This is a genomic window from Streptomyces sp. NBC_01450, from assembly GCF_036227505.1.
Lineage (GTDB): Bacteria > Actinomycetota > Actinomycetes > Streptomycetales > Streptomycetaceae > Streptomyces.
In genome coordinates, this window is record NZ_CP109480.1 from 800,127 (window position 1) to 812,238 (window position 12,112).

Annotated in this window: 7 protein-coding genes and 3 pseudogenes; 5 read left to right on the forward strand and 5 right to left on the reverse strand. The window is 71.0% G+C overall.

Annotated features, from left to right (window positions below):
• Nucleotides 1–294: 294 nt before the first annotated feature.
• From OG568_RS03690 to OG568_RS03705, 4 genes are all read left to right on the forward strand, one after another.
• Entirely contained in the window at nucleotides 295–1,275 is a 981-nt protein-coding gene (locus OG568_RS03690; protein ID WP_329530248.1) for an aldo/keto reductase, read from the forward strand.
• Nucleotides 1,276–1,308: 33 nt separating this feature from the next.
• Nucleotides 1,309–2,094, forward strand: coding sequence for an HpcH/HpaI aldolase family protein (locus OG568_RS03695; RefSeq protein WP_329530249.1), 786 nt, complete (start codon nucleotides 1,309–1,311; stop codon nucleotides 2,092–2,094).
• Nucleotides 2,094–3,047, forward strand: a complete 954-nt coding sequence (locus tag OG568_RS03700) for a phosphoglycerate dehydrogenase (protein ID WP_329530250.1) — start codon at nucleotides 2,094–2,096, stop codon at nucleotides 3,045–3,047. Before OG568_RS03695 ends, OG568_RS03700 begins: the two co-directional genes overlap by 1 nt.
• A gap of 86 nt (nucleotides 3,048–3,133) precedes the next feature.
• On the forward strand, nucleotides 3,134–4,561 hold the full coding sequence (locus OG568_RS03705; protein WP_329530251.1) for an Nramp family divalent metal transporter: 1,428 nt from the start codon (nucleotides 3,134–3,136) through the stop codon (nucleotides 4,559–4,561).
• A 171-nt stretch (nucleotides 4,562–4,732) separates the two neighbouring features.
• Here OG568_RS03705 and OG568_RS03710 read toward each other — a convergent pair.
• A pseudogene (locus OG568_RS03710) lies at nucleotides 4,733–5,446 on the reverse strand (VOC family protein); the annotation flags it as partial.
• Nucleotides 5,447–5,720: 274 nt separating this feature from the next.
• The gene (locus tag OG568_RS03715) at nucleotides 5,721–5,894 is read right to left on the reverse strand and encodes a CsbD family protein (protein WP_266589415.1); all 174 of its coding nucleotides are present in this window, start codon (nucleotides 5,892–5,894) and stop codon (nucleotides 5,721–5,723) included.
• A 153-nt stretch (nucleotides 5,895–6,047) separates the two neighbouring features.
• Between OG568_RS03715 and OG568_RS03720 the strand changes: the two are divergent.
• Nucleotides 6,048–6,275, forward strand: a pseudogene (locus OG568_RS03720) (hypothetical protein); the annotation flags it as partial.
• Nucleotides 6,276–6,337: 62 nt separating this feature from the next.
• On the opposite strand, the gene OG568_RS03725 reads toward OG568_RS03720, so the two are convergent.
• The 3 genes and pseudogenes from OG568_RS03725 to OG568_RS03735 all read right to left on the reverse strand — a co-directional run.
• The gene (locus OG568_RS03725) at nucleotides 6,338–7,246 is read right to left on the reverse strand and encodes a squalene/phytoene synthase family protein (RefSeq protein ID WP_329530252.1); all 909 of its coding nucleotides are present in this window, start codon (nucleotides 7,244–7,246) and stop codon (nucleotides 6,338–6,340) included.
• Nucleotides 7,247–7,430: 184 nt separating this feature from the next.
• Nucleotides 7,431–9,368 (reverse strand): FHA domain-containing protein, encoded by a 1,938-nt coding sequence (locus tag OG568_RS03730; protein WP_266589412.1) that lies wholly within the window; start codon nucleotides 9,366–9,368, stop codon nucleotides 7,431–7,433.
• Between the two features lie 1,383 nt (nucleotides 9,369–10,751).
• A pseudogene (locus OG568_RS03735) lies at nucleotides 10,752–11,813 on the reverse strand (protein kinase domain-containing protein); the annotation flags it as partial.
• Nucleotides 11,814–12,112: the final 299 nt, after the last annotated feature.

Here is a 12,112-nt window from a genome sequence, read left to right on the forward strand (position 1 = left end):
TGCGCGAGGCCTCTTGCGTGAATTACGCAGTCGTGCGAGCGTTCCTGTGGCGCCGACGACCGTCACCGCGGTACGCGTCGCCCTGGTGGACGCGACGCGTACCGGCTCACACAGCACTTCGCGTCGCACTCGGCCGCGGCGCACCGCATCGCCGGGAACCACCGCGGCGACCGGCCGAGGCCGCGTAGCCGCACGCCACCACCCGCGATGCGCACATCACGCAGGAAGCCGCGCACCAGCACGAGACCGCAACACCCGCACCACTGGCACCACCCGCCTCGGAAGGAACCCGCCGTGACCGTCGGCCCAGAACTCCCGCACGTCCCCGTCCCGTTGTCCCGTCTCGTCCTCGGCACGATGACCTTCGGTGACACCGCCGACCGCGCGACGGCCGCCGCGATGCTGGATGCCGCGCTCGATGCGGGCATCACCGGCGTGGACACCGCCAACGGCTACGCGGGCGGCGAGAGCGAGCGCATCCTCGCCGAGCTGCTGCCCGGCCGCCGCGACCGGGTGGTTCTCGCCACCAAGGCCGGCATCCCGCACCCCGACCAGGGCGAGCACGCGCCGCTCTCCGCCGAGGGCCTGCGCGCCGCGCTCGACGGGAGCCTGGGGCGCCTGGGCACCGACCACGTCGACCTCTTCTACCTGCACCAGCCGGACCGCGGGACACCGCTCACCGAGACCCTCGCGACCGTCGCCGAATTCGTACGGGCGGGCAAGGTCCTCGCCCTCGGCGTCTCCAACTTCGCCGCGTGGCAGATCGCCGAGCTGAACCGCGTGGCCGACGAGGTCGGCGCCCCCCGCCCCGTCGTCGCCCAGCAGCTCCACAATCTGCTCGCGCGGCGCATCGAGGAGGAGTACGTCGAGTACGCCGCCGTCACCGGGCTGCGCACGATGGTCTACAACCCGCTCGGCGGCGGCCTGCTCACCGGCCGCCACCGTTTCGAACAGGCCCCGGACAACGGGCGCTTCGGCGACTCCAAGCTGGCCGAGATGTACCGCGAACGGTACTGGAACGAGGACCTGTTCCGAGCCGTCACCGACCTCACCCGCATCGCCTCCGAAGCGGGGCTGTCGCTGACCGATCTGGCCCTGCGCTGGCTGCTGTCGCGGCCCTCCACCGACGCGCTGCTGCTCGGCGGCTCCAAGGTCGAGCACCTGAAGGCCAACATCGCCGCCGCGTCCGCGGGCCCGCTGCCCGCGGACGTCCTGGCCGCCTGCGACGACGTCGGCGCCCGCCTGCGCGGCCCGATGCCCGCCTACAACCGCTGACCTCCCGCCCTCACCCCCGTAACGGAGACACCCATGGCCACCGGCCGCACCTCTGCCGAGTTCACCGCCGCACTGCGCAATCGCGAGCAGCTCATCGGCTACTGGTCGTTGCTCGACTCCCCGATCGCCGCCGAGCGCCTCGCCCGCGTCGGCTACGACTACCTGGCCTTCGACGCCCAGCACGGCCTCTTCGGCTACCAGGGCATGCTGAACAACCTCCTCGCCACCGACACCTTGGGCAGCACCGCCGTCGGCATGGTGCGCGTGGAGGCCAACGACCTCACCTACATCGGCAAAGCGCTCGACGCGGGTGCGACCGCCGTGATCGTCCCGCTGATCGACAACGCCCAGGACGCCGCCGACGCCGTCGCCGCCGTCCGCTACCCCCCGCTGGGCCGCCGCTCGTACGGCCCGATGCGCGCCCAGCTGCGCATCGGCCCGAACCCGGCCGACACCCACGAACAGACCGCCGTCCTCGCGATGATCGAGACCGCCGACGGCCTGGCCGACGTCGAGGAGATCTGCGCGACCCCCGGCCTGGACGGCATCTACGTCGGCCCGTCCGACCTGCGTCTGGCCATCGGAGGCGCGACCTCCACCGACCCTTCCGTACAGGACGATTTCGAGCAGGCCCTCACCCGTATCCGCAAGGCGGCCGAGGCCGCGGGCATCGCGGCCGGCATCCACAACGCCGACGGCGCGAGCGCGGCCCGTCGCCTCGCCGAGGGCTTCACGTTCGCGTCGGTCGCGGCCGACGTCGTACACCTGCAGCAGATAGCGACGTCCCACCTTCAGGCGGCACGCGGCGGGGCGCGCTGATGCCGACCACGCTCATCACGACACCCACCTTCGCCCGGCATTCGGTGCGCCCCTGGCAGATCCTGGAGGAGGCCGGAGCGGGTCCCCTGCGCCCCCGTGAGGACGCGGCGCTGCCCACCGCCGAACTCCTCAAGTACGTAGCGGAAGCGGACGCGTTGATCGTCGGCATGGACCCGATCACCGCCGAGGTGATGGACGCCGCACCCCGCCTCAAGGTGATCGCCAAGCACGGCGTGGGCGTCGACACCATCGACGTGGCCGCCGCCCACGCGCGCGCGATACCGGTGGTGTGCGCGCCGGGCAGCAACTCCCGCGCGGTGGCGGAGTACACCTTCGGCCTGCTGCTGTCCGCCACCCGCTCCCTGGCCGCCTCGCACACCGCCGTAGCGGCGGGCGGCTGGCCGAAGTTGTTCGGCCCCGAACTGCACGGCAAGACGCTGGGCATCGTCGGCTTCGGCCGCATCGGCCGCCTGCTGGCCGGTTACGCCCGCGCCTTCGGGATGGAGCCGCTCGCCCACGATCCGTACGTCTCCGATGCCGACGTCCGCGCGCAGGGCGCCGAACCGGCCACGCTCGACGCCCTGTTGGCGCGCGCCGATGCCGTCAGTCTGCACACCCCGCCCGACCCGTCCGGCACCCCGCTGCTCGACCGCGCCCGCCTGGCGGCGATGAAGCCGGGCGCGATCCTGGTCAACGCCGCGCGTGGCGGCCTCGTCGACGAACACGCGCTCGCCGACCTGCTCGGCTCCGGGCACCTCGGGGCCGCGGCCCTCGACGCGTTCAGCACCGAGCCGCTGCCCGCCGAGCACCCCCTGCGCGAGGCCCCGCGCACGCTTCTCACCTCCCACATGGCCGCCTGCACGCCCGAGGCCAACCAGGCCATGGGCGCGATGGTGGCCGAGGACGTCGTCCGCGTACTGGCCGGCAAGGAGCCGCACCACCAGGCGCGTTGAGACACCACGGCACAAGGCACCACGGCACCACCCTGTCCCCGTTCCGGATACCGGCGACGACGCCGGAAGATCCCTAAGGACCTGATATGGCCACCACGACCGACGGCGCCACGGCGGCGCCGCCCCCCGCGCAGACCGACCCGTACGCGCTGCGCGCCGAAGACGCCCGCCCGGCCCCCGAGACCTTCCGCGGCCGGACGCGCCAGCTCGGCCCCGGGCTCGTGCTGTCCGCCGCCGTCGTCGGCTCCGGTGAACTGATCACCACCACCTCCCTCGGCGCGAAGGCGGGATTCGCGCTGCTGTGGCTGGTGATCATCTCGACCGCGGTCAAGGTGTGGGTACAGATGGAGCTGGCCCGCTGGACCATCCTCAACGGCCGCCCGGCGCTCGACGGCTTCCGTGACGTCGGCCCCCGGATCGGCCGGCTGAGCTGGATCAACTGGCTCTGGATCGGCATGGACTTCGCCAAGATGTTCCAGCGCGGCGGCATCATCGGCGGCACCGCGGCGGCCTGCTCGATCCTGCTGCCGATCCACGGGGCGGCGCTGAGCACGTCCTCCCTGACCATCTGGGCCCTCATGGTCACCGGCAGCGCCATCCTCATCCTGCAGACGGGCAAGTACCACATCATCGAGCGGGTCGAGGTCGTCGGCATCACGCTCAAGACGGTCATCACCTTCGGCCTGGCACTCGCCCTGCCGTTCACCGCCTTCGGGTACGGCACCGACCAGCTCGCCGACGGACTGAGCTTCCAGATCCCCGCGGGCACGGTCGGCATCGCACTCGCCATGTTCGGCATCACCGGCGTCGGCGCCGACGAGATGACGACGTACACGTACTGGTGTCTCGAGAAGGGCTACGCCCGCTGGACCGGCCCCGACGACGGCACCGAGCAGCGCGCCCGGCGGGCCGAGGGCTGGCTCAAGGTCATGCGGCTCGACGTGGGCGTCTCCTGGATCGTGTGCACCGTCTGCACCCTGTCCTTCTACGTGATCGGCGCCTCGGTGCTCCACCCGCAGGGCCTGGTGCCCGCGGGCAACGACATGATCACCACGCTGTCGCACAGCTACACCGACACGCTCGGCCCCTGGGCCAAGTACCTGTTCCTGGCCGGCGCGATCTCCGTCCTCTTCTCGGTCACCGTCGCCTCGTCGGCCAGCGTCCCCCGTCTGTGGACCAACACCCTCGGTCTGCTCGGAGTGATCAACTGGCACGACATGCGCTCGCGCACTCGCACCATCCGCATCCTCACCTGCTGCCTCCCCCCGGTGTGGATGTGCATCTTCCTGTGGGTCCAGTCCCCGGTCCTGATGGTGCAGATCGGCGGCATCGGCGGTGGCATCTTCCTGCTGGCGGTCGTGGTCGCGGTCTGGCGCCTGCGCTACACCGGCGTCCCGCCCCGCTTCCGCGCCAACCCCTGGCTGACCGCCGCCCTCGTGCTGAGCAGCGCGGCGATCCTGTTCCTCGGGGTGTACGCGGTGCTCGACACCCTCGGGCTCACGCCCGGCAGCTGAATCCGGCGGCGGGATGCGCTCGCGCCCCGACACCGCACACCGCCCGCCCCGGCCCGGCCCCGACCGACGAGCCCGCCTCCGCCGGGGCGCGCGGCGGGGCGGGCCTCGCCCGTAGCGCTCGTCACCGATACCAAGGTGCTGCTCGACCTTCTCGACAAAAGGAGCACGCACGCCGCCGTGGGCGTGCGTGGCCCGGGCGGCGGCCTCCACGTCGTCGACGGTGAAATGGATCTGCCAGTGCGGCCGGATCGTCGGGTCGGGCGCCGCCCCGACGGCGCCGGAGTGGATACGGGCCACGACGTCGCCCCGGCTGCGCAGTACGACCTCGTTGTCCTCGTAGTGGACCTCGCAGGACCCGGGGGCCGAGGAGGCCCACTCCAGGACCTCCGCGTAGAAGATGGCGGCGTCGAAGGCGTCGCGGGTGTGCAGCCGTACGAAGACCGGTGCCGCGCGGCGCCACTCCTCCCAGCCGGCCACCAGCTCGCCCTCCCAGATGCCGAACACCGCTCCGTCCCGGTCGGCCAGCAGCGCCGCCCGCCCCGGCGGGAACGAGATCGGCCCCACCGCCGTCGTACCCCCGCGCTCCTGGCTGCGGGACACCGTCTCGTCCGCACTCGCCACCGCGAAATACGACGTCCACGCGACGCTCGTGCGCGCCCCGAAGTTCATCTCCGAGATCCCCGCGACCGGAACACCGTGCACGCTCGCGACCCGGTACTGGTAGCCCACCGCACTGCTGCCGGTGCGCCACTCCCAGCCCAGTACGGCGTGGTAGAAATCCTCGGCCGCCCGCAGATCGCGCGTGGTCAGACTCGCCCAGCAGGGTGCTCCGAACACCGAGTGACTGGTGGTGACCTCACCGTGCGGTGCCGCGTCGCTCTTCATCGTCGTACCGCCTGACCTGCCTGACACCGCGGTCGTCATGGGCCGTGGATGGACCCGGACGCGGTGGTCGCCCGAGAGCCGGGTGCCCCTTCGAACGCGCCGCAACCGCTGCCCCCTGGCGTGCGACAGACCGAGGCGGTCGGGCAGCTGTCCCGACCGCCTCGAATCGGCTCACGCAGGCGAGCCTCAGCGGGGGCCGACCGACGAGATGGTCGGACTCGGCGTTCGCTCGGCTCGGTGCGTCCCGTCGGATGTGCCGCCGGAGCGAGCAGTCCTACCGGCCGGTCTTCTTCACACGGTCCGTCGCCTTTTCCGCGGTCTCCTGTGCCTTGCCCGCGATCCGCTCTCCACGGCCCTCGGCACGCATGCCCTCGTCGTCCATGGCGTCGCCAGTGGTCTCTTTCAACTTTCCTTTGACCTGCTTGGCCTTTGCCTTCGCCTTGCTCATGACCCGTTGCCCTCCAAATGAGGCTCGAATTGGTGCTTAAAACCATGCGCTGGGTATGACGGCTCCGCAACCGGTCCACAAGGCGGTCGCGCCGCCGTGTCCGCGGAATGCGGCAGCACCAGGAAATGCCAGGACGGAAGCCTTCCGCCTCAGCACGAGCGGAGTACGGGACCCGGCGTCTACGACATCCACTCCCCGCGGGTGCCGAGCGCGGACGAGGCCGCCGAACTGCCGCGGACCGGCCTCAAGGCCATTCCCACCGAGCGACTGTGGGTCAACCCCGACTACGGCCTGAAGACCCGCGCCTGGCCCGAGACCCGCGCATCCCTGGAGAACCTGGCCGCCGCGGCTCGGACGGTCCGCACGGAGCCGGCCGCGTCCCGGCAGCCCCGGCCTTACGTCCCGTGGCGGCTCAGCCGTTCCTTTCGGCAGGGGACGGGCTGTCAGCCCCCTGTGCGAACCCTTCGGCGAGCGCTCAGCAGCACCCGTAGCGCCGCCACCAGCGGCGGCCTCGCCGAGCCGCGCAGCAACTTGGCACCACGCGCGAGCACGGCATCCGCGGTCAGCAACTCGACCTCGACCAGCGCGCTCATCAGCGGGCGGTAGGCAACCGGAGCCAGGGCGGGCAGCTCCCTGGCCGCCTCCAACGCCGTACGCGCCTGCCTGACTTCATGGCCCACCAGCTCCCGCACACCCGGGACTTCGCGCCCTGCCGCCAGATCTTCCAGCGTGACGGAGAAGCGTTCCAGAGTCTTCGCCGGGATGCCCAGCCGTCCCTCCCGCAGGTCCTCGGCGATGTCATTGACGAAATCCGTCCGCTGGCTGCCGTCGATGAACGTCCGGCACGCCGTCCGATACGGCCCGTCGTCGGCCTCCGGCCCCAGCAGGGTGCCTACCAGCATGAACGCGGGCAGTGAATAGGCATCCACATAGGCCTGGTAGTCCGCCTCGTCGAGGAATCCGGTGAACTCCAGCTCAGCTGTCGCGGTGGACAGATACTCCTCCACGGTCCTTCGAAGCAGCGGGTGGGCCGCGATGGTGTGAGCCAGCGTGCGGAGCAGCGGATCAGCGCTCACTCCCGTGTCCAGCACCTGACGCACCTGCTGTTCCCAAGACGCCCACCTTGCCGCTCGCTGCGTCTTCGGACCGGTGTCCAGAAGGTTGTCCCCGTGGTGCATCACGGCTGTCGCCGCGACCACATGGGGCAGCATCGGCCGCGGGAGCAGCAGCTGAACTGCCAGGTATGAGGTACGGCGGAAGCGCGACACCAGCCGGCGCTGAGCGTCGTAGTCCCGTCGCAACGCCGGTTCCCGGATCCCCGCTGCGTCCAGGCTCTCTTTCCACGCGTTCATGCCTTGATCGTATGCGTGCCCGAACGGCCAATCAGGCCGCTCCCCCTCCCTCGCCCCAACAGACGGACAGCCACCGTCTCGACCACCGGCCGGACCGCGAAAGGGGGCCCGGCTGTGCCGGGCCCCCTTCTTCTGAAGGCGGGACAGAATGTGAACCTTCGGCCTCAGGGGCGGAGTGCCCGCATCACGCCGGGTCGAGCGCCCCCGGCTGCCGCGGTCCTGCCGCCTGGCCGATGATGCGTGGATCGACGGGGCGGCCGACGAAGACCGGGGCGTCCGACTGGTAGAAGATGTCGATGTCGGCCTCCTCGCCGCCGACGATCAGCGTGTCCCAGGCGCCGCTCTCCTGCAGGGCGCGCAGGGTCGACGGAGCGAGGGTGGACAGGTGGCTGCGCAGTTCCTCGTCGCTGGGCATTCCGGGGAGGCGCGGGGCGAGGCGCTCGCGGATCCCGCGCATCCGGTCCAGCAGGAGGTCCAGGTCGGACCGCTCGGCGTCAGGTTCGGCGACGACCCGGTCCCCTTCCATGCTGTCGGCGATGATGTCCTTGATGGCGCGGGTCACGCCTCGTTCGTCGGTGGTGACCATGGCGTTCCAGGCCCGGCTCTTGTGCCGGTACTGGAGCATGGACATCGCCGCCTCGTGCCGGATGAAGTCGGCGTCGCGCAGCGGACGGCCCTGCCAGACCCGGCTGAGGGAGCGGGAGAGGGAAACAGCCGAGGCGAGGCCGCTGTTGAGGCCGCGACCGGGCCAGAAGTGGATGGCGTTGGCCGCGTCGCCCAGCAGGAAGCCGTAGGTTCCCGGGCTCGTGGCGGTCGGGCGGCTGAGCTGGGCCGTGAACCGGGGGCGCTGCACCATGTCCAGCCGGAACGAGGTGATGGCGCTGAGATCGTCCTCGGGGACGCCGAACAGCCTCAGGCCCTCCTGGATCTGCTTCCACAGCGGCGAGCTGCGCAGCAGGGCGGGCAGGAACAGGGTCCCATGGGTCGGGCAGACGAACTCGTTGTCCTCGTGACGGCTCATCAGGCAGGGCCGAGCCGCCACGCATTCCTCGAAGACCTGCCGGACCGGGTCGATGCCGATCACGTTGCCGGCCTCCTCGCGGGTCAGCCTCATGTTGAGGAACCCCTCGCCACGCAGCGAGTTGAGCAGGAACCGGTTCTGCGCCACCGTCAGCAGGACGCTCATGGGGTCCGAGAGCTGGGACTTGACCCGCAGTCCCAGCACCAGGTCCTGAAGGTGCTCCCCGTCGAGGGAGTAGATCGTCGAGTCGGCCGCGCCGAAACGGTCCCCGAAGTGCTCCCGGGTGCGCGACCGGCCGCCCTCGCTGATCACCAGGACGTGTTCCTGGGAGAGCCGGTGCTGCTGCTCCGACGGATCGAATCGCTTCGGCACCAGGCGGATCGCGGACTTGGCGTTGGCCAGTTCCAGCAGCTTGTCCTCGATGTAGGCGATCCGGATGTTGCGGGGCGGGCGGCCGTCCACGGAGTCCGGTCCCAGGGGCCACATCTCGGAGAATCCGCCGGCGTCGAAGAGAGCCGACTGCATCTCCTCGGTGAGCGCGAGGTACTGACGGCTCTGGACGGTGACGACCTGCTGGCGGCGGACGTTGCCCTGGGTCTCGTCCTTCCAGACCACGGTGGGGCCGTTTTTGATCCACCGGCCGTCGTAGACGGTGATGGACGCCTTCCCCGGCAGGGCGTTCTCCAGCAGCAGGGCGAAGGCGAGGCCGACCGGGCCTCCCCCGCTCACCGTGACCCGCAGCTCGCCCGGGTTCGCCGAGGCGTTGGCGCGGGGCAGGTCGAGCTGGGAGAGGTCCATGACCGTCTCCAGGGCCTCCTGCGTCTCGAACAGGAAGGTCTCGTCGCCGATGCGTATGGAGTCACCGGGCGCGAGCACGTGCCGGGTGACGCGCTCGTCGTTGACGAAGGTGCCGTTCTTGCTCCGGTCGTAGAGGACGAACGCACCGTCCTCCACCACGATCTCGGTGTGCAGGCGGGAGGCGCTGACGCTGACGATGATCACGTCGTTGTCGCTCTTACGTCCGAATCGCAGCGGAGCGCTGCCCAGAACCACGCTCTGACCGGCGAAGGGACCCGTACGTCCCACGATGACCGACGACACAAGAAACTCCTTGCGAAAGTCTCGGGTGCGGGCAAAGAAGCCGCACCCTGCGGTTGATCCGCTACGAGGGTGAGAGCCGTACGTCACTCACACAGAACTCCGGTCCAGTAGGGCTCACTTGACCGGTGATGTCCGAGTCGGCCCGGGATCGGGCCAACTCGTACTGGTTGAAGTATGGCTGATGCGCGGGGATGACTCTGCTGCGCGGCGTCGGCCTTGACGTCCGGTTGACGAGGGCCTGTCCGGCGGATCATGCCGCAGACGCGGGGCTTGGCACGCCCATCTGCGGCGATGAGGCGCCGCCTGTTTCCTGCGACTTGATCCGCCGGACAGGCCCTAGCCTCCGGTCGTCGAGGCGCATGTCACCGAGAACGGCACCGAGTTGGACACCGCCTCGAACGGTGAGCGGATCTCCACGGCCATCCGGCTGCGGAGTGTTCCGGTCTGCGCATACGTCGACAGCCGCACCGTCTCCTGGTGGGTGCGGGGGCCGCCTTCCGGGAACGCCAGCGTCCGCCACTGCGGGTCGATCACGGACCCGTTCGTCGAGACCCACCGGTACGAGAACTGGAAGGGCAACTGGGACACCGTGAAGGTCGCGGTGAACCAGGGAGCCTGCGAGTCCGCCGGGGGGCAGTCTCCGACGTACGTGGTCGCGCCCCCGGTCACGGTGACCGAGACGGGCTGCCCGGCGCTGTGGTCCGACCCGCTGCTCGCCGTACCGGAGGCGGCCGCCTGCGCCTGCCCCGTGGGCGAGCTGGTGCCCTTGTGGCTCTCACCGTCGCCGCCGCCGAGCACATAGCCCAGGCCGCCGACGAGCAGCGCGAGCACGGCCACTCCCGCCGCGGTCAGGTACCCGGTGCGCCGTCGCCGCCCCGTGGGGCCGTGACCGGACGCTTCGGCGCCATCGAGCTCGAGCGTCGCCGGCGAGGCGAGCACCGCAGGAACGGCCGTGGGTACGGGGCCTGATACCGGGCCTGCCAATACGGTGGGCGACTCCGCGATGCCCGAAGCCGAGGCGGCCTCCGGCGCGGGACGTGGCGGGGCGGGAGAAGCGGGGACACCGGGGGCGATGGGACTGTCCGCGGTGGGCAGGGAGGCGGCGTCGACGGACGAGCGGGGCGCCGGGGCGGCCGTCTCGACGGTGACCGCGGGTACGGCATCGGGAAGCGGGGGCTGTGCCTGGGCGGTGGGGGCGTCGGGGTGTGCCGCGGCCGTGGGTATGCCGACCGTGGCGGTGGGTGTGTCGACCGCGGGTACGTCGGCCGTGGGTACCCCGGCCGTGGGTACGTCGGCAGCGGGTACGTCGGCAGCGGGTACGTCGGCCGTGGGTACGTCGGCCGTGGGTACGTCGGCCGTGGGTACGTCGGCCGTGGCCGTCGTACCCGCTTCCGGTGCGGCGGGAGCGGAGGCAGTGTTCGGCGGCGCCCCGGAAGCCGCGGGTTCCTTCACCGTGGGAGCGTCGGCTGTCGCCGCCATGTCCCTGGTGGCCGCGACGGTAGGTGCGGTCTCCCCGAGCGGGGACTCGGCGGTGGGCAGCACTTCGGTGGCCACCACGGGCAGCGGGGCGGGCGGCGTGGCCGTGTCGGCGCCGGAGGTGCCGTCAGCACCAGCCAGGCGCAGCTCCTGCTCGGCCTGTTCGGCCGACATCCGATCGTCGGGGTCCTTGCGCATCAGGCCTTCGATGACGGACACGAGGGGTCCGGCCCGGTGCGGCGGGGGCAACTCATCGTCGACGACGGCGCGCAGAGTGCTCAGCGGGGTGGTCCGACGGAAGGGCGAACGGCCCTGGACGGCCGTGTAGAGCAACGCTCCGAGGGACCACAGGTCCGACGCGGGGCCGGGGTTCTGGCCCAGTGCCCGCTCCGGCGCCAGATACTCGGGGGAGCCGACGACCTCGCCGGTCATCGTCAGCGCGGAATCCCCCTCCACGGTGGCGATGCCGAAGTCGGTGAGCACCACCCTGCCGTCGTCCGCCAACAGGACATTGGCGGGTTTCACGTCGCGGTGCAGCACTCCGGCGCCATGTGCCGCGCGCAGCGCGGCCAGCACCTCGGCTCCGATGCGCGCGGCCTCCCGCGGCGTGAGGGCACCCTGGGAGCCGATCGCGTCGGCCAGCGACCGGCCGCGGACGAGCTCCATGACGATCCAGGGTCGGCCGTCGTCGGTGGCGACGTCGTGGACGGTCACCACACCGCGAGCACTGATACGCGCCGCTGCCCAGGCCTCCCGCTCCAAGCGGGTGTACATCCGCTGGACCTGCGCTGCGGCCAGTCCGACGGGAGCGCGTACCTCCTTGACGGCGACCTCGCGGTGCAGTACCTCGTCGTGGGCGCGCCACACGGTGCCCATACCGCCCTCGCCGAGAACGGACAGCAAGCGGTAGCGACCGGCGACCAGCCGTTCGGCACCCGCGTCCGACGACGCCGTGTTCTGTTGTGGCATGAGGGCCGTACTCCTTAGTCCTTCGCAAACGGCCGAGGAGTGGCGACGCCCCCGTCCGATCCATGGCCTGCCGGGGCGGCGTCCTTCACCTCCAGCCCTGGTGTACGGCGCGGAAGGACCGGCGACGCGCCACGCCGCTGACCGCGAGAACACAGCCCCTGGACAGTATGATCAAACACCGGCATGTTCGTGAAGTACGGACCTGGGCAAGAGCCCGTCCCACCGCTCACTGTGGGGAAGTTGTGACGTGGCGGTGGTCATACCGTCGACTTCTTTTCGAGGCTCCTGGCAGGTTCGGA